13 protein-coding genes are annotated in these 18,298 nt (G+C 55.5%); 11 read left to right on the forward strand and 2 right to left on the reverse strand.

Annotation, left to right across the window (positions count from 1 at the left end; genetic code table 11):
* Positions 1–253: hypothetical protein (locus CGZ75_RS25065; protein WP_176444667.1), on the reverse strand; the 253-nt coding region annotated here is incomplete at its 3' end.
* 152 nt (positions 254–405) lie between these two features.
* Positions 406–2,328, reverse strand: coding sequence for an Rqc2 family fibronectin-binding protein (locus CGZ75_RS03730; protein WP_089524537.1), 1,923 nt, complete (start codon positions 2,326–2,328; stop codon positions 406–408).
* Positions 2,329–2,572: 244 nt separating this feature from the next.
* Between CGZ75_RS03730 and CGZ75_RS03735 the strand changes: the two genes are divergently transcribed.
* The 11 genes from CGZ75_RS03735 to CGZ75_RS03785 all read left to right on the forward strand — a co-directional run bounded on the left by CGZ75_RS03735 (position 2,573) and on the right by CGZ75_RS03785 (position 17,820).
* A complete protein-coding gene (locus CGZ75_RS03735) occupies positions 2,573–5,374 on the forward strand; it encodes a calcium-translocating P-type ATPase, SERCA-type (RefSeq protein ID WP_089522932.1) in 2,802 nt (933 codons plus the stop codon).
* Positions 5,375–5,581: 207 nt separating this feature from the next.
* Positions 5,582–6,412, forward strand: a complete 831-nt coding sequence (dapF, locus tag CGZ75_RS03740) for a diaminopimelate epimerase (RefSeq protein ID WP_089522933.1) — start codon at positions 5,582–5,584, stop codon at positions 6,410–6,412.
* A gap of 639 nt (positions 6,413–7,051) precedes the next feature.
* Positions 7,052–7,312 (forward strand): extracellular matrix/biofilm regulator RemA, encoded by a 261-nt coding sequence (gene remA, locus CGZ75_RS03745; protein ID WP_006036475.1) that lies wholly within the window; start codon positions 7,052–7,054, stop codon positions 7,310–7,312.
* Positions 7,313–7,326: 14 nt separating this feature from the next.
* Entirely contained in the window at positions 7,327–7,947 is a 621-nt protein-coding gene (gene gmk / locus CGZ75_RS03750) for a guanylate kinase (RefSeq protein WP_089522934.1), read from the forward strand.
* Positions 7,948–7,963: 16 nt separating this feature from the next.
* The gene (gene rpoZ, locus CGZ75_RS03755; protein ID WP_089522935.1) at positions 7,964–8,167 is read left to right on the forward strand and encodes a DNA-directed RNA polymerase subunit omega; all 204 of its coding nucleotides are present in this window, start codon (positions 7,964–7,966) and stop codon (positions 8,165–8,167) included.
* 162 nt (positions 8,168–8,329) lie between these two features.
* On the forward strand, positions 8,330–9,550 hold the full coding sequence (coaBC, locus tag CGZ75_RS03760; protein WP_089522936.1) for a bifunctional phosphopantothenoylcysteine decarboxylase/phosphopantothenate--cysteine ligase CoaBC: 1,221 nt from the start codon (positions 8,330–8,332) through the stop codon (positions 9,548–9,550).
* Positions 9,547–12,021 carry a primosomal protein N' gene (gene priA, locus CGZ75_RS03765; protein WP_089522937.1) on the forward strand — a complete coding sequence of 825 codons (2,475 nt, stop codon included), beginning with the start codon at positions 9,547–9,549 and terminating at the stop codon, positions 12,019–12,021. Before coaBC ends, priA begins: the two co-directional genes overlap by 4 nt.
* Positions 12,022–12,128: 107 nt before the next feature.
* Positions 12,129–12,620 carry a peptide deformylase gene (def, locus tag CGZ75_RS03770; protein WP_089522938.1) on the forward strand — a complete coding sequence of 164 codons (492 nt, stop codon included), beginning with the start codon at positions 12,129–12,131 and terminating at the stop codon, positions 12,618–12,620.
* 5 nt (positions 12,621–12,625) lie between these two features.
* Complete coding sequence (gene fmt / locus CGZ75_RS03775; protein ID WP_089522939.1) at positions 12,626–13,636, forward strand: methionyl-tRNA formyltransferase; 1,011 nt, start codon at positions 12,626–12,628, stop codon at positions 13,634–13,636.
* Positions 13,633–15,216 (forward strand): 16S rRNA (cytosine(967)-C(5))-methyltransferase RsmB, encoded by a 1,584-nt coding sequence (gene rsmB / locus CGZ75_RS03780; RefSeq protein WP_089522940.1) that lies wholly within the window; start codon positions 13,633–13,635, stop codon positions 15,214–15,216. The genes fmt and rsmB overlap by 4 nt, the downstream gene beginning before the upstream one ends.
* Positions 15,217–15,993: 777 nt before the next feature.
* Complete coding sequence (locus CGZ75_RS03785) at positions 15,994–17,820, forward strand: LTA synthase family protein (protein WP_089522941.1); 1,827 nt, start codon at positions 15,994–15,996, stop codon at positions 17,818–17,820.
* The last annotated feature ends 478 nt before the right edge of the window (positions 17,821–18,298 follow it).

Below are 18,298 nucleotides of genomic sequence, written 5' to 3' on the forward strand. Positions count from 1 at the left end.
AGTTAATGCTACTTGAATCGGGCCGAAGCGGCTCCGACGTTGCGTTCAAGTAGTTAATGTTACTTGAATCGGGCCGAAGATGCTCCGAAGCTGCATTCAAGTAGTAAAAGCTACTTGAATTGAGCCAAGGTGACTGCGACGCTGCATTCAAGTAGTTAAAGCTACTTGAATCGAGCCGAAGCGGCTCCGACGCTGCATTCAAGTAGTTAAAGCTACTTGAATCGAGCCGAAGCGGCTCCGACGCTGCATTCAAGTAATTAAAGTTACTTGAATCGAGCCAAAGCGGCTCCGACGCTGCGGCTCAAGTAGTTCGAGCTACTTGAATTTTGCAGATGGCGATCCGCGGTTACGCAAAAGGGGAATGTCCGCATGAGTGTGGACATTCCCCTTTTGGGCTGTACCTAATTAAGATGTGATCTCCGATGGCAGTTTCTTGAGACGATCCTCGTCAGGCGTAATGAACAGCGTCTTTTGGCGGTCATAGATGACAAAACCGGGCTTGGCGCCGCTCGGCTTGTGCACATGACGGATAAGTGTGTAGTCGACTGGCACCATGCTGGAGCTGCGCGCCTGGCTGTAATGAGCAGCGAGCATCGCTGCTTCCTCCAGCGTCGAATCTCCGAACTCTTGCGAGCGGATGACGACGTGGGAGCCAGGAATATCCTTCGTATGGAGCCAGGTATCACCTTGGGCGGCAAGTTTGTTGGTCAAATACTCGTTTTGCGTGTTGTTTTTGCCCACAAAAATCTGGATGCCTTCCGAGGAGGTATAACAGAGCAGCACCGGCTTGGTAGGCTTTTTGCGCTTGGCGCCGCGTTTCTCCCGAGCTCTCAAATAACCGCCTGCAACTAGTTCCTCGCGGATTTCTTCGACATCCTGTAGAGACGCGGAGGCAAGCTGTTGCAGCAGGGAATCCAGGTAGCGGATCTCCTCGCGAGCAAGCTCCATTTGCTGGAGCACCGCTCCGGTGCTGTTGCGGGCTTTGGTGTAGCGACGGAAGTACCGCTGCGCATTCTCGGACGGACTGAGCTGTGGATCTAGCTCGATCGTCACAGATGCACCGTTTTCGTCATAGTAGTTAACGACCTCGACGGTGCGATCCCCTTTTTGGAAAGAATGCATGTAGGTGGTCAAAAGCTCGCCTAAAATCCGGTATTTCTCCGCTTCCTTAGCCTCTTCCAGAGTCGCTGCCTGTTTATCCAGCTTTTTGGCGTTTTTGGCTCGTTCGTTGTTAAGGAACTGAAGCATATCCGAAACACGCTGCTTGACGGTGTCGCGGCTGGCTTTGTCGCCGTAAAATGCTTCCAGACATTCGCTTATAGTGCCGAAAGCTTGGCGTTCACCTTCCACGTGGGTCAATGTGGTAATGGAGAAAAACGATTTGCCATCCGGTTTGTCTACGATATTCGGCTCATAGTCATGGTCTCTGGCGGCGTTCAAAAGAGTATTGAAAACGGGCCAAAGCTCTTGCGCCTGCACGGAATCATCCGATAGCGAACCTGAATTCGCTGCTGAGTCATGTGCAGTTCCGTCCCCCTGTCGAGCGGTAGCGGCAGCAGAACTTGCCTCTGCATCGTTCCCAGTATTTTCTACCGCTTGATCAGCAATGGATCGTGCAGCCGCGCGGAACATAAGCTCTTTGGCCAGCAGCGGGCTAAAACCGCTGAAAGCGGAGACGAGGCGCTTCTGGGGCGGCTCGGGTAATGCCGCTGCTTCTTCAGTCGCTTCCGCTTCAAAATCGATAGAGTTGCTCTTAGGGCTTATGACCGCCCCCATAATCGCGAGGAATTCCTCACTGCTGCGTATGTCCAGCGGATTGCTCTTGCCCTGCTCGGGAGGCGAGGTGTAGCGGGAGCCGGGCATGACGATTCGGAAGCTACTAATGGCTGGTGTGATATGGTGAATGCCATCATGAATGATACCGCTTGCCGTATCGGTCAAAATAATATTGCTATGTCGTCCCATCAGCTCAATGATGATTGTTTTCAGCGATAAATCGCCTAGTTCATCCCGCTGCCGGATCTCGATGTGGATAATCCGCTCCATCCCAATCTGACGGATCGCCTCTATCTGGCCGCCCTCGCAATATTTGCGGAGCAGCATGCAGAACATTGGAGGCTCCATCGGATTCTGATAGCTGAGCTCGGTAAGATGTACGCGTGGATAGGTTGGGTTGGCCGACAGAAGCAGACGGCATCCGCCGCCGGAGCCGCGGGTTTGCAGCACCAGATCACGCTTCGTTGGTTGATGGATTTTATGAATGCGGCTGCCGACGAGCTGCTGCAGCTCGTGGACGGCAGCGCGTGTTACGAAACCGTCTAATGCCATGGCTGTATTGTTCTCCTCCTGCTTGCGTGCGGGAATCTGCGGAAATTCATGAATTTCCCGTAGCAAAAAATGAATGCGCTGCTCCTCCAAGTGTACCACACCGGAGTAGGCCGGAACATCTCGACGGTATGCACCTCCCACTTAGGGACAAGGGATATTTCGGGGATTGTCCTCATATAGTGTCCTAGAGCCTTGCGGATGCTGGTCGCAGCATTCGTGCGACTGCAGGAGGGAGAAGAGTCGAATGGAAAATAGGAATTGGCATCGGCTGTCAGAAGAAGAGCTGCTGACTCAGCTCGGCAGCTCGCCGGAAAATGGACTAGCTCCGGAGGAAGCGACAAAACGACTTTTGGAGCATGGCCGCAACGAGCTGTCTGAAGGTGAGAAGCTGTCACCGATCAAGTTGTTGCTCAATCAGTTCAAGGACTTTATGGTGTTGGTGCTGATTGGCGCTACGCTCATTTCGGGTCTCCTCGGAGAGTACTTGGACGCGATTACGATTATGGCGATTATTATCATCAATGCCGTGCTGGGCTTCGTTCAGGAGTTCAGGGCGGAGCGTTCGCTGCGGGCGCTTAAAGAAATGACGGCTCCAACGGCTCATGTGCTGCGAGGTGGAGTAGTCAATGGAGTGCCCGCAAGCGAGCTAGTGCCAGGGGATGTCATTGTGCTGCAAAGTGGTGACCGAATCCCGGCGGACATCCGTTTCCTGGCAGCCAACAGCTGCCAAGCCGAGGAATCGACGCTCACCGGTGAATCGGTACCGGTATCCAAACATGCGAAAGCGATTGACGAGGACGATATTCCGCTTGGGGACAGGCGTAATATGGGCTTCATGGGCACGATGCTGACCGGCGGCACTGGCCGAGGCATCGTTGTATGCACCGGCATGGGAACAGAGATGGGCAAGATCGCCGATCTCATCCAGCAGACGGAGGAAATGGAGACGCCTCTGCAACGCCGCTTGGAACAACTGGGCAAAATCCTTATCGTAGTTGCCCTTTTCCTCACCGTAATGGTCGTAGTGGCAGGTATCTTGCACGGCCAGCCAGCCTACGGCATGTTCCTGGCCGGCGTCAGCCTTGCGGTCGCCGCCATTCCTGAGGGGCTGCCGGCCATTGTGACCGTAGCGCTGGCGCTCGGCGTGCAGCGCATGATTAAGCGCAAAGCAATCGTCCGCAAGCTGCCGTCGGTCGAGACGCTTGGCTGCGCTTCGGTCATTTGCTCCGATAAAACCGGCACGCTCACGCAAAACAAAATGACGGTTACGCGTGTATGGACGGGAAGTCGCCAGCTGGAAGTGACGGGCGAGGGCTACACCCCCCATGGTGGCTGCTTCGACGGCGCTAAACACGTTGAGGCGAAAGATGACTCCTCGCTCCGCCGCATGCTGCAGATTGCAGCCCTATGCAATAATGCTTCATTGGTCCGAACTGTCCCGTCTGAAGACGCTGTCCCGACAGCTCGCAGTAGTTCCCCTGAGCCGGAGGCGGCTTGGGAGCTCAAGGGTGATCCGACGGAAGGCGCACTGGTCGTACTGGCAGCCAAAATGGGCATGACCGCGGGCTCACTGGAGGGACTATACCGCCGTGAGCAGGAATTCCCGTTTGACTCGGAGCGAAAGCGAATGTCGGTCGTTGTGTCGCATCAGGGCGGTCGCATCATCTACGTCAAAGGTGCTCCTGATATGCTGCTTGAGCGCTGTAATTATATTTTGTGGGAAGGCAAAGTTGTACCTTTCACCGGCACACTCCGCACTAAAGTGCAACAGGCGCAGGAAGGAATGGCCCAATCAGCGCTGCGTGTGCTCGGACTTGCTTACCGCGATCTCAAGCCTCATGACCTCTGCTCCACAGCGGATGAGGCAGAGTGCCAGCTCGTGTTCGCAGGCTTGACCGGCATGATTGACCCGCCGCGCCGCGAAGTTCAAGGAGCAATCGCCACCTGCCGCCGCGCCGGTATCAAAACGGTGATGATTACAGGCGATCACCAGCTGACGGCCGAGGCGATCGCGGGCCAACTCGGCATCATGCCGCGAGGCGCTCTGTCGATCAGCGGGCGTGAGCTGGCAGCGATGTCGGATGATGAGCTTGATGGGGTAGTCGACAACATCTATGTTTATGCGCGTGTATCGCCGGAACACAAGCTGCGCATCGTCAAATCATTGCAGCGGCAAGGTCATGTCGTGGCGATGACCGGTGATGGCGTCAACGACGCCCCGGCTATCAAGGCGGCTGATATCGGCATTGCCATGGGCATTACCGGAACCGACGTGTCCAAGGAGGCTTCCTCGTTAGTGCTGGGAGACGACAACTTTTCCAGCATCGTGTCGGCAATTGAGGAAGGGCGCAGCATTTATGAAAATATTCGCAAGTTTATCCGTTATCTGTTAGCTTCCAACGTCGGTGAAATTCTGACGATGTTCCTGGCGATGATGGCTGGTCTTCCATTGCCCCTGGTGCCGATCCAGATTCTGTGGGTCAATCTCGTCACCGATGGCTTGCCAGCCATGGCGCTCGGCGTTGACCAAGCGGAGAACGATCTGATGACGCAGAAGCCTCGCCCGGCTCGGGAAAGTATTTTCGCCCGGCGGCTTGGCTGGAAAATCATCAGCCGCGGCGTGCTGATCGGTGTATGTACGCTTGGTGCGTTTTGGCTGACGCTGAAGAGCGCGCCGCAAGGCGCTCAAGGGCTGGCGCTGGCGCAAACCGTCGCATTCGTGACCTTGGTCATGGCGCAGCTGATCCATGTGTTCGACTGCCGCAGCTCGCGCTCTATTTTTCATCGCAACATTTTGCAAAATAAATATCTCGTGTTCGCGGTGCTGTCCTCACTCGTTCTGATGCTGGCGGTACTGTACGTACCTGCGTTGCAGCCGATCTTCAAGACGGTGCCAATCGGTATGCGCGAATGGTGTCTCGTACTCGTGGCGGCGGGCATTCCAACGTTCCTCATGGGCATGGGCAGCGTGCTTGGCGCCAAGCGCCGCGGACCGAAGTCCCGCATCAGCTATACGAGCAACGGCAACCAACCTTCCCTGCGCTAAACGATGCAAAGAGAAGAGATGCAATCCAATGCTACGGAGCATCCATTCCTGTAACCTCACAGCCTTCTGGCCTACTGCGCCGGAAGGCTTTTTATGATAGTAAGTGCAAATCTTCATCTGATTTGGGAATACCTTTGGAGGGGGGAATACGCTATGCTAGTAGAATCTCGAAGAGTGAATAATGATATCAAGGGAGTGCACATAGAGATGGAATTTACAAAAATGAACGGGTTGGGCAATGACTTTATCGTCGTATTTGGAGAAAAGGACCTTCCTATTGGCGTGGACAAACTCGCTGTGGACTTGTGCAACCGTTACTTCGGCATTGGTGCGGACGGCCTTGTTTATATTCTACCTTCCGAGCGTGCGGACTTCCGCATGCGCATCATCAACTCCGACGGCTCAGAGGCGGAGCAATGCGGCAATGCAATTCGCTGCGTCGCTAAATTTGTATTCGACAATGGTCATACGGACAAACAGTGGCTGACAATCGAGACGCTCGGCGCTGGTGTGCAGCAAGTAGAGCTGACGGTAGAGGACGGCAAGGCGGCGTTCATCCGTGTAGACATGGGTGAGCCGATCCTGGAAGGGCTGCGTGTTCCGACGACAATTGATGCTGAGCGCATTGTTGCCCATCCAATCGAAGTGGATGGCCGCGAATTCAGCTTCACAGCTGTATCGATGGGCAATCCGCATGCAGTTATCTATGTGGATGATGCAGCAGGCTTCGATCTGGCGGCGTGGGGTCCGAAGCTGGAGACACATCCCATGTTTCCGCGCAAAACCAATGTGGAGTTTGTAACGGTTAATAGCCGCAATCATACGGATATGCGCGTCTGGGAGCGTGGAGCAGGTCCAACGCTGGCTTGCGGCACCGGCGCCTGCGCGACGGTCGTTTCTTCCGTATTGAACGGTTTGACCGATCGCGAGGTTACTGTATCGCTTAAGGGCGGCGATCTTTTGATCGAGTGGAGCGAGGTCGACAATCATGTGTACATGACAGGTCCCGCTGCTGAAGTGTTCCGCGGCAAGCTGTAAGCCAACTTGCAACAAGTGACTAAAGCTGTGGGTTCGCCTGAATATCATTCCGGTGATCCTGCCACATCCATTCGTAATGTTCGAAACGAAACGCGCCAGCCGCCCCTTAAGGGCGAGCGGCGCGTTTTTCTAAATCTCAGTACGAACTGATTCTCGTATTTCCCTTCGCATACGTACACCGATTTTCCATCGGTATTAATCGTATTGCTCCCCATACTAGAATGGGACTAATGCATGTCCCATCTCGTATTTCCCTTCGCATACGTACACCGAAAAATACCCGGTGTTAATCGTATTGCTTCCCATACTAGAATGGGACGAATGCATGTCCCATCTCGTATTTCCCTTCGCATACGTACACCGATTTTCAATCGGTGTTAACCGTATTGCTTGAGATTTCGCATTGTTACTTGTTCGTTTGACGATTATCGATTAGAATAGGTACACGAATGCCCGCCCGAGGAGACTCGTTGCATGGCATAGGCAAGTCGCTTTCAAGCAGCCCGGGGCGGCAGTCAGAGCGTTTGGGCAGCATAAAATTTGTCAACACTAGTTGCAATGGTTCCGCCCATTGCCAGATGATGGACCCGGCCAGTAGAGTCCGCTTCTGTTCCATATCGTCCGGAGGGAGAACCTGACATGGCTATCAAGCTTATCAATATCGGCTTCGGGAACATCGTATCGGCGAACCGGATCATTTCGATCGTCAGCCCGGAATCGGCTCCGATTAAGAGAATCATCCAGGAAGCGCGTGATCGCCATATGCTGATTGATGCGACTTACGGAAGACGTACACGCGCTGTTATCATTACGGACAGCGATCATGTCATTTTGTCGGCTGTCCAGCCGGAGACGGTAGCGCACCGGCTGTCCGCCAAAGATGACGATCACGACGAATAATAGCGGGGAGTACTATGAATAAGGGATTATTAATCGTTTTATCCGGACCGTCGGGTGTAGGCAAGGGGACAGTATGCTCGGTGCTTCGCCACAAGATGCCTGAGCTGGTCTATTCTGTGTCGGCAACGACGCGCTCGCCGAGGCTAGGCGAGACGGATGGCATCAACTATTTTTTCAAAACGCGGGAACAGTTCCAAGAACTGATCTCGCGCGGAGCCATGCTTGAATACGCTGAGTACGTTAATAACTATTACGGGACTCCGAGGGACTTTGTGGAGCATACCATCAACAGCGGCAAGGACATCATTCTTGAGATTGAAGTTCAAGGCGCGCTGAAGGTCAAGGAAACATTCCCCCAAGGCGTTTTCATTTTTCTCATGCCTCCGTCGCTGGAAGTGCTCAAACAGCGCATTACCGGACGCGGCACGGAGAGCCAAGAGATTATTGATTCTCGCATGTCGATCGCAGCGGAGGAGATTAACCTTATCCGCTACTACGATTATGCGGTTGTCAATGACGAGATTGAAGCGGCCTGTCACCGAATCCAAAGTATCGTGACTGCGGAACATTGCCGCAAGGAGCGTTACCTAGCCAGCCTGGCGGAGAGCATGCAAGCTGCATCCGAAAAAGCCTGAACGGAGTGATTGACCTATGTTGTATCCTTCTATTGATGAAATGATGAAAAAGGTCGACAGCAAGTATTCCCTGGTTGTTGCGGCAAGCCGACGTGCGCGTCGTCTGCGCGAAGGTGAGAAAAGCGAGCTGCGCGGGGCTAAATCCCACAAGCAGGTCGGCATCGCCCTCGAAGAAATCTACCATGATATCCTTCAGGTGGAGCAACGCAACGAGGACTAAACATCCGGGCATGCATCCCGCAAGCCGGCTTACGGGTCAAGCCTGGTATTAAACCGGGCTGATTCGGGCCACTCGCATACGGAATTGAATTAACAACCCTTGCGGTTGTTATTTTTTTATCATAGGGAAGTTCAGCTTCAAGGTACGGGGGGAGATACGGTCATGTTAGACGGCAAAACGATCCTACTCGGCGTCACCGGCGGCATAGCCGCCTATAAAGCGGCTGTTTTATGCAGCAAGCTGGTGCAAAAAGGCGCGCAGGTCCATGTCATCATGACGGAATCCGCGGCTCGCTTCATTACGCCGCTTACGCTGCAGACGCTCTCGCGCAATCCGGTTCATACGGATACTTTTAATGAAGAAGATCCAGCTGTAGTGGCTCATATCAACCTGGCGGATCGCGCCGATCTGGTGCTGATCGCACCGGCGACAGCCAATTCGCTGGCCAAGCTGGCGGCTGGTCTGGCGGACGATATGTTGAGCACGACACTGCTGGCGACTACGGCGCCAATTATAGCAGCACCCGCCATGAATGTGCATATGTACGAGCATCCGGCGACGGTTGCTAACATGGAGACGCTCGGGCGCAGAGGCGTCCGCTTCATTGATCCTGGCACCGGACAGCTGGCTTGCGGTTATGTCGCCAAAGGAAGACTGGCCGAGCCGGAGGAGATCGTGCAAGCGGTGGAGCTTTATTTGGCGTCTCGATCCATGCTGCTTGGTAAAGAGGTCGTTGTCACTGCCGGGGGCACTGTGGAGCGCTTCGATCCCGTCCGCTACCTGACGAATGATTCTTCGGGCAAAATGGGCTTTGCCATTGCCGAAGCTGCCCGCGACCTTGGCGCCCAGGTAACGCTAATTGCGGCACGGACGACAGCGCCCACCCCGGGAGGCGTCGAGCTCGTGCAAGTGGAATCCGCTCAGCAGATGCTGGATGCGGTGCTGTCGCGTGCTGACTCTGCGGATGTCGTCGTGAAAGCGGCGGCTGTGGCGGATTACCGTCCCATTATTCGTCATGAGACGAAGCTCAAGAAGACGGGCGATACTCTTATTATAGAGATGGAAAAAACGACTGACATTTTGGCGGAGCTTGGACGGCGCAAAAATGGCCAGTTTCTGGTTGGCTTTGCGGCTGAAACGGATCGGTTGGAAGAGCATGCAATGGACAAGCTGCAGCGCAAAAACTGTGATCTAATCGTCGCCAACGACGTTACTATGGAGGGCGCCGGTTTCAACGTGGATACAAATGCAGTAAGCATTTTCGACCGGGACGGGCTTGTCGAGGCTTTGCCCGTGCTTGGCAAAAGAGAAACGGCCGACCGTCTCATGCGGCTTGTCGCGGATCGGCTGGCGGGCAGCGCCAAAGCGGGGGTCAAGCTGTGATTGCCGGCGTCATCGTGGATGTGCCGAGCCGCAACACGGATCGTCCGTTCAGCTACTTAGTGCCACCGGACATGCAAGCTTGGATTGAACCGGGCAGCAGGGTAGGCGTTCCTTTTGCCAATCGGACGCTGCAAGGCTTCGTTGTCAGCTTGACGGAGGAGCTTCCTGCGGAAGGACCGACGAAGCTGAAAGCCATTGCGGAGCTGCTCGACCCGTTGCCGCCGCTGTTGCCGGATCTGGTGGAGCTGGCAAAATGGATCAGCGAGAAATACTGCTGTACGTGGACAGCCGCGCTGCAGGCGATGGTTCCTTCTGCGATCAAGGGCAAGGCGGAGCGTTATATCCGGCTCGCGGAAGAGGGGGAGCATTCGCTTCCTCCGGGACTGCTCAAGGAGTTGGAACGCTCCTCGGAAGGCATACGCTTGGAATCGATTCAGAAGCGCTACCCGGAGGCGGGAGGAGCAATTAAAGGGGCGCTTGCGGATGGGCTGCTGATTGAGGAAACTACGATCCGCGATCGGCTGTCGGTGCGCATGCTGCTCACTGTGTATCCGCCTGAGGACCGCCTAGCGACTGAGGCTGCTCTGGCTGCGCTGCCTGCTCGGGCTGCGCGTCAGCGTGAGCTTCTTCAATATGTACTCCAGCTTGCCGATCCGGTCACGCTGCAAGCAATGCTGGCTGACACGGGCGCTAGCGCCTCTGCCGCCAAGGCGCTTGCCGAAAAAGGGTACATCCTCATCGAGGAGGCGGAGCAACAGCGCGATCCTTATGCGGGCCGGGATTTTCAGAGATCGTCTCCGCTGCCGTTGACCGCTGCTCAGCAGGAAGTGTTTTTGCGCATTCGCGATGCGGTAGAGATGGAAGCTCCGGCAACCTTCTTGCTGCATGGTGTCACCGGCAGCGGCAAAACCGAAATCTACATGCAATCGATCCAGCGCGCGCTCGAACTCGGCCGCGAGGCCATCGTACTCGTACCGGAGATTTCGCTCACGCCGCAGATGGTGGAACGTTTCAAGGGACGTTTTGGCGACGAGGTGGCGGTGCTGCACAGTCGTCTGTCCAGCGGTGAGCGATATGATGAGTGGCGACGCATCCGGCGCGGCGGGGCCAAGGTAGCCATCGGCGCTCGATCGGCGGTTTTTGCTCCTTTTACAAGGCTTGGCCTTATCATTATCGACGAGGAGCATGAGTCCAGCTACAAACAAGAAGAGACGCCTAAGTATCATGCTCGGGAGGTAGCGGTTCAGCGGGCTCGCCAGCAGGGAGCTGTTGTTGTGCTCGGCTCGGCGACACCCTCACTTGAAACCTACGCGGCTGCCGTTCGAGGTGGCGCGGGAAGTGGCGCGCTGCTTTCGCTGTCGGAGCGCGTCGGGGCGAGGGCGATGCCGCCGGTTACAATTACCGATATGCGCGAAGAGCTGAAGAGCGGCAACCGCTCGATGTTCAGCCGCGCTTTGCACGAGGCTCTACAGACTCGTTTGGAGCGGGGCGAACAATCTGTGCTGCTGCTCAACCGGCGGGGGTACTCCACTTTTGTCACCTGCCGCTCATGTGGTTACACTGCCCAATGTCCGCATTGCGATATCTCGCTTACGTATCATCAAAAGACGAGGGCAATGCGTTGTCACTATTGCGGCCATGCAGAGATCGCGCCGAGCACTTGTCCTTCCTGCTCCAGCGAGCAGATCCGTTACTTCGGGGTAGGCACGCAGAAGGTCGAGGAAGAACTGGCAAAGCTTTTCCCCGGCATCCGGGTCATCCGCATGGATGTGGATACGACAAGCGAGAAAAATTCCCATGAAAAATGGCTCAAGCTGTTCGGTGAGCGCAAGGCAGATGTGCTGCTCGGAACCCAGATGGTTGCCAAAGGGCTGGATTTTCCTTATGTTACGCTGGTCGGCGTAATCGCCGCGGATACTTCGCTGAATTTACCGGACTTCAGGGCGGGCGAGCGCACATTCCAGTTGCTCACACAGGTCGCCGGACGGGCCGGACGGCATCATTTGCCCGGCGAAGTTGTCATCCAAACGTACAACCCGGAGCATTATGCGGTGACCACCTCGCAGCAGCATGACTATAACAGCTTCGTGCAGGAGGAGCTTCGGCATCGGAGAATGATGGGTTATCCGCCGTTTTGTCGGCTCATCCTCGTCACGATGTCTCATGAGGGGCTAGCGAACTTGTCTGCGACAAGCGAGCGATTCGCTCATAGATTACGGGAGCTGGCCGCTCAGTCCGGCGTGTTACAGTCGCTGCAAGGTAGCAGCGAGCGGGCAATGGAGCTGCTTGGTCCGGTTGCTTCACCAATTTCTCGCATGAAAGACCGCTATCGGTTCCAGTGCATGATCAAATATCGCGGATCGGTTCCAGCTTCTACAATGGTGACGGAGGCGATCCGACTCACGGAAGCCGAGTCTTCCAAATCCGGCGTGTTGTTCAGTGTGGACGTCGATCCGCAGATGATTTTATAGATTAGTGACAAGGGATTGGCCTTTTCCCCGCTATTTGCGGCATAAGATACTTCATGTGTCAGGCTGATTTGGCAATGGTTATTTTAGATAAGGAAGGTGCGTTCAACATGGCAATTCGTCTCATCGTACAAAATCCCGACCCCGTTCTTCGCGAGGTCGCCAAGGAAGTAACAAAATTCAATTCAAATCTCCACAAGCTGTTGAAAGATATGGCAGAAACGATGTACGACGCGGAGGGCGTTGGTCTAGCTGCACCTCAGGTCGGCATTTCCAAGCGCGTCATCGTTGTGGATATTGGAGAGGAAAGCAGCCTGATCGAAATGGTCAATCCGGAGATCGTCGAGCGTGATGGCGAGCAGTTTGGACCTGAAGGCTGTCTCAGCATTCTGAATCTGAACGGCGATGTGCGTCGTGCGGAAAAGGTTCGCGTACGGGGACAGGACCGGAACGGACAGTTTTTTGAGGTGGAGACGGAAGGTTTCTTGGCTCGCGCTTTCCAGCATGAGGTTGATCATCTGAATGGCATTCTGTTCATCGATCTGGCGGAGGAGCTGTACGACGGCTCGGCTCGCGATCGTCGGAACAGCGACGAGGAGTGAGGCGAATGCGCATTGTATTCATGGGAACGCCGGAGTTTGCAGTTCCTTCTTTGCATTGGCTGATGGGCGATGAGGCCCGCAGGCTCGGCTGTGAGGTTGTTGGTGTCGTTTCGCAGCCCGATCGGCCTAAGGGCCGCAAAAAGGAGCTTGCCCCTACGCCGGTCAAAGCGGCCGCGCTGGAATATGGGCTGCCTGTGCTGCAGCCGGAGCGGCTTCGCCGCCCGGAGGCGGTGGAGGAGCTGAAGCTGCTCGGTCCAGAGCTGATTGTGACCGCTGCCTACGGTCAAATTTTGCCTCGCGATGTACTGGAAATGCCAAAGCTTGGCTGCATCAATGTGCATGGCTCGCTGCTGCCTAAATACCGCGGAGGAGCGCCGATCCAGCGCTCGATCATGAACGGAGAGTCGGGGACTGGCGTGACAATCATGTATATGGCTGAAGGTCTCGATACAGGCGATATGATCAGCCGTGTCGAGGTACCAATTACCGATGCCGACGACTCGGGCACAATGTTCCAAAAGCTCAGCGAAGCCGGAGCTCGGCTATTGGCCGAAACGCTTCCGGAGCTGCTGGAGGGCCGCGCGCCACGCGTGCCGCAAGAGGAGTCGGAGGCGACCTATGCGCCGAACTTGAAGCGCGAGGACGAGCAATTGGACTGGTCCCGCAGCGCGCGGGAGCTGTTCAATCAAGTACGTGGCCTATCGCCGATGGCCGGCGGCTTCACGCTGCTTGGCGGCGAGCCGTTCAAGGTGCGCCTATGCGCCGCCGAGGACAAGCCCGGGCCGATGGGCGCGGCGCCAGGGCAGGTACTGGATGTCGGAGCTGACGGCATCCGGGTAGTTACTGGCAGCGGCGTATTGCGGCTGCTGGAAATCCAGCCAGCCGGCAAGCGGGTTATGCCCGCTGCCGAATGGCTGAAAGGTGCCCGGCTGCAAGCGGGCACCCTGTTTGGCGCGCCGGCGGATGAGCCCGGCAGCGCAGACGGCCCGGCCGCCGAGTTAGGCGGCGGCCGATGAGCGGCGGCCCGCGTAGCGGCCGCCGGGAGCCTGGGGCGACGCCGGGCAAAGCCGGCGTCGGCAGCGGCAGCGCCGGCCGGCAAGGCGCGGCCGGCGGCACGGCTCGCCGCCGGGGCGGTGCGCCCGGCGGCAAAGGCGCCGCGCCTGGCGCGGGGCCCGGGCGGGGGCCCGGGGCTAGCGCGCCGCGGGCGCGGCAACCGCGCAGCGCGCGCGAACTTGCGCTGGATGCGCTTGTCCGCGTATCACGCGACGGCGCGTACAGCAATCTGCAGCTGAACGCAGCGCTGCAGGAGTCCGGCCTGTCGCGCGCCGACGCCGGACTCGCGACCGAGCTTGTGTACGGCACGCTGCAGCGGCGTCTGACGCTGGACCACTGGCTGCAGCAGTTCATAACCAAAGGCTTTGCGAAGCTGGAGCCTTGGGTACTTTCGCTGCTGCGGATGAGTCTGTACCAGCTCGTTTATCTCGACCGCGTGCCCGCCCATGCGGCGGTTAATGAAGCGGTCAATATCGGTCGCCGACGCGGTCATGCCGGCATTTCAAGTATGCTCAACGGCGTGCTGCGCAACGCCGTCCGCCAATTGCCACAGCTCAAGGCAGAGACATTTGCCGGTGAGACGAATGAGGTTCGGCGTCTGTCGCTTCGTCACTCTTATCCCGAATGGCTCGTCGGACGTTGGATCTCTGCCTATGGCGTCGAGACAGCGGAGGCGATGATGGAGTCGGGCAACGAGCCTCCTCACAGCAGTCTGCGTATTAACCGGCTGCGGACAAGCCCCGAGCAGGCACTGCTTCAACTCCAGCAGGCAGGTTTGAATGCACGCTTGTCGGACGCTGCACCTTGGGCGGGCGTCGTAGTAGCGCGTGGTGGCAATCTTGCCGGCACCGACGGTTACACCGAAGGGCTCTGGTCCATCCAGGACGAGAGCTCGATGATTGTCGCCGCAGCCGCGGATCCTCGTCCTGGATTCCGCGTGCTCGATTGCTGCGCTGCCCCGGGCGGCAAGTCGGCCCATATGGCGGAGCTGATGGAGGGTAAGGGCGAGATCATCGCTAATGATCTGCATCCGCACAAACAGGCGCTTGTTGAGAGCCAGGCAGCTCGCCTTGGCCTCAGTAATATTCAGGCTGTATCCGGCGATGCGGCGGAGCTGGCGGAGCATTTTGCACTAGCTTCCTTCGATCTGGTATTGTTGGATGCTCCTTGCTCAGGCCTCGGCGTCATTCGACGCAAGCCAGAGATCAAGTGGACCAAAACCCCGGATGACATCGAAGCCATCGCCGCCATTCAGGAGCGTCTGCTGGATTCGGCCAGCTGCCTTGTGAAGCCGGGCGGCACGCTGCTGTATAGCACCTGCACGATTGCGGAGGAGGAGAACGGCAAGCAAATCGCCGACTTCCTTGCGAAACATCCCGATTTCTCGCTCGATCCAGAGGGCTGGCCTGCTGAGGTGCTTGAGCCGCTCCGCTCGGCGGGCGTAGAATCAGCTTCAGCAGATCATTTTGACGGCGCGTTGCAGCTGCTTCCACAGCATTTTGGTAGCGACGGCTTCTACATTGCACGGTTGAAAAGAATTTAACAGAAATGGTGCAGCCCTGCGCCATCTCCACTATGCACCTGCGTACTTAGTTCCAGTAAACCATTCCCCGCGCAGCTCAGATCGCGCATGCAAGCCTTCCAACTCCGCCGTAAGCGGAGCGGGAAGGCTTTTTTCTTTCATTCGCATACGAATCCGCCTAGGAGGAAGGATACGCTACTGCTCGTCCTACTCGCATGTGAATCCGACCAAGAAGGTGGTTGCCATACTACTCGTTTTACTCGTACGCGAATCGGACCAAGAGGGCGGAAGCCATCAAAACTCATCGTGCCTCAGTTCGAATCGACCATCAATGTGGTAGCTAACGGACCTGAGAGCGCTTATTTCGCCTCAAAACAGGCTATGAATCTGAGTGACGTTATTTGAGTCAAAATGATGATATTACCGCGAAATTCGCTCAATAGCGTCTCTCAGGTCCGTTACGCTCCGAAAGCCTTCGATTCTGCTAAAATAAGGATTCTCAGTTCCGTTACGCAAGGAAGGAAGTTCAATAATTAATGCTCAAGCGAACCTCATCACACCTCAGCTTATTCCCCTTCAAACACAGGCTGCGACTCATCTAACAGAACCGAGCTGGAGTGCTGCGAACTCCATTTCCGTTTCGACCGGAACCAGCCTACGGAGGTGACAGGCCGCGCATCACGCCTGATTTCACACCCAATATGGTACCGCTTATATCAATAATGAGGGCATTTTTATTGGCAGTTATGGGCCGGATAGATTAAACTATTGTAAAAGATAATCAGGAGTAGATGCGATTTGACCAACAAACTACGCCCGAGCATCAAGCATGGTTCAACGCTGCTGGGCCTTTATATCTTTGGCATAATCCTTCATTTTTTCATTCAAGCTTCCGCTTTGGAGTTTAATCTTGAAAACACCTGGGACTGGGTAGCGAGTCAGCCGCCGTTGTTTTTCTGGGGTAGCACGTTCTTTTTCTTCCTGTTATGCGGCGCTGCAGCCCTCTTCCGCAACATATACGGAGGCACGCTGCTCATCAGCATCATATCCGGATTAACGGGAGCTACTATCTACCAGAAGATGAAAGCGACTGGAGAGCCGCTTTATCCGTGGGATTTGCTTCAGCTCAAAAATGCATCCGAGATGGCTTCAATGGCAAGGGATATGTTTTCGCCCGTTATGATCATCCTGACGCTGCTCGTCCTGTTTGGCCTCGGCTTACTCATTTTTAAGCTGCCGAAGCTGCGTTTTCCGCTCGCGTGGCGGGTCGTACTGGCTGTGTTCTCGATATCAGCCGTTGCCATGTTTGTACAGGTCGCAGGCGGTAAATATCCAACCCTGCTGAACAAGCTCAGCTATGAGAATATTTTCTGGGATCAAAAGGCGAATTACCGCTACAACGGATTTGTGATCGCCTTTGCTTCCAATATGAACCAGGAGATAATCGCTAAGCCCGAGGGTTACAGTGAAGGTGCCGTCCGGGAAATTGCCGAGCGTTATAGCGCAATGCCTGATCAATCGGCAGCAGCTAGTCCTGCTGAGCAGCCGAATATCGTTTTTGTCATGAACGAAGCCTTTTTTGACGTCACTCGCATGAAAGATTACAAGCTCAGTGAGGACCCAATCCCGTTCGTGCACGATGCAACAGCGAAACAGCCATCCGGTTACGTCCTGTCTCCGGAGTTCGGCGGCAGCACTGCAAATGTGGAGTTCGAGGCGCTTACCGGACTGTCCATGTCGTTTCTGTTTGATGGTTCCGTGCCTTTTCAGCAGAACCTCACATCGCAAACCGATCTGCCGTCGATCGTCAGCATTCTGATAAACAAAGGTTACCAAGCGCTGGCGCTGCATCCTTACGACAAAACCTTTTACAGTCGCAATCGGGTGTATCCGATGCTCGGCTTCGAGAGGTTCACAGGCCAGGAGGATATGAAAAATAAAGATTGGCTCGGCTCACGCAGCTACGTATCGGACATGTCCGCCATGAAGGAGGCTGTCTCGCAGTTGCAGGAAGCCGGCGACAAGCCGACTTTTCTCCATCTTGTGACGATGCAAAACCATTACCCTTATACGAATAAGGAGATCCACGGCGGCAACACGATATCGGCTGAAGGTGTCAACTCCGCCTATGAAGATCAAGTGGAGACATACGCCGAGGGCATCAAACATACGGACGGCGCACTGTCGTATCTGTACCAATCGATCCAGGATCTAGATCGGCCGACGCTGCTCGTATTGTGGGGTGACCATCTGCCGGGCTTGCCTAAATTTGTTTATGAAGACGCGGGCTGGACGGACGAGCGCCTGCGTCATGAGACGCCTTTGCTGCTGTTGGCGAACTACGATATCGGCAGCGAGCCGCTGGGTACGATTAGCCCGTCTTTCCTCGGACCGACGGCGCTTCGTTACTCCGGGCTGTCCTTGCCGCCATTTTACAAAATGCTGGAAGAGGTGCGGAAGCAGCTGCCAGGCCTGAACAAAAAGGTCATGCTCTCCCAAAGCGGAGTGACTGACGAGGCTTCTCTGACGGACGCCCAGAAGCTGCTGCTGGACGATTATCGGATGGTACAGTACGATCTGATGGAGGGCGAGGGATACTCCAAAAAGCTTCTTTTTGCGGAATAAAGCATTCAATCACAACAAAGGCTATCCCTGGCATCTGACACGATGGCTCGGGACAGCCTTTGTTTCTATTCAAGCAAAGGGTTATAGAGTTCGGACGGTAGCCCACGTTCTGCCAGTTTGAACGGAAACTGTACCAGGCCTTCCATGGCTTAAAGTAATATAACTTACGGATTGTATAGGATCATCATAGTATACCCACGTAACTTTCATGATTATGGTGACATATTCTTCAATATTGGATCCAAGCATTTGAAAACGAACCGATGTTGTGTTAGTGCCCGTTGTTGGTACATTTACCAGATAGTGACGGCTTCCTCCAGAAGGTATTGTATGTGCAGGAGGAATAACCTCGGCAAAATTCCCGTTAATGTTCACCGCTTTTAATATATAATTTGTTGTTTGGTTGTAGATATTAAATCCAACGGATTCGTGTAATATCGATGATTCGCTATCCTGCTCCAGCCCCTCTCGTACAGAA

Origin of the sequence: Paenibacillus herberti, assembly GCF_002233675.1 — a bacterium.
Classification (GTDB): Bacteria; Bacillota; Bacilli; order Paenibacillales; family Paenibacillaceae; genus Paenibacillus_O; species Paenibacillus_O herberti.

What these genes read in the sequence shown, in the direction of transcription:
- CGZ75_RS03730 (WP_089524537.1), bottom strand. Translation starts at nt 2,328, where the DNA reads ATGGCATTAGACGGTTTCGTAACACGCGCTGCCGTCCACGAGCTGCAG.
- CGZ75_RS03735 (WP_089522932.1), top strand. Translation starts at nt 2,573, where the DNA reads ATGGAAAATAGGAATTGGCATCGGCTGTCAGAAGAAGAGCTGCTGACT.
- dapF (WP_089522933.1), top strand. Translation starts at nt 5,582, where the DNA reads ATGGAATTTACAAAAATGAACGGGTTGGGCAATGACTTTATCGTCGTA.
- remA (WP_006036475.1), top strand. Translation starts at nt 7,052, where the DNA reads ATGGCTATCAAGCTTATCAATATCGGCTTCGGGAACATCGTATCGGCG.
- gmk (WP_089522934.1), top strand. Translation starts at nt 7,327, where the DNA reads ATGAATAAGGGATTATTAATCGTTTTATCCGGACCGTCGGGTGTAGGC.
- rpoZ (WP_089522935.1), top strand. Translation starts at nt 7,964, where the DNA reads ATGTTGTATCCTTCTATTGATGAAATGATGAAAAAGGTCGACAGCAAG.
- coaBC (WP_089522936.1), top strand. Translation starts at nt 8,330, where the DNA reads ATGTTAGACGGCAAAACGATCCTACTCGGCGTCACCGGCGGCATAGCC.
- def (WP_089522938.1), top strand. Translation starts at nt 12,129, where the DNA reads ATGGCAATTCGTCTCATCGTACAAAATCCCGACCCCGTTCTTCGCGAG.
- fmt (WP_089522939.1), top strand. Translation starts at nt 12,626, where the DNA reads ATGCGCATTGTATTCATGGGAACGCCGGAGTTTGCAGTTCCTTCTTTG.
- rsmB (WP_089522940.1), top strand. Translation starts at nt 13,633, where the DNA reads ATGAGCGGCGGCCCGCGTAGCGGCCGCCGGGAGCCTGGGGCGACGCCG.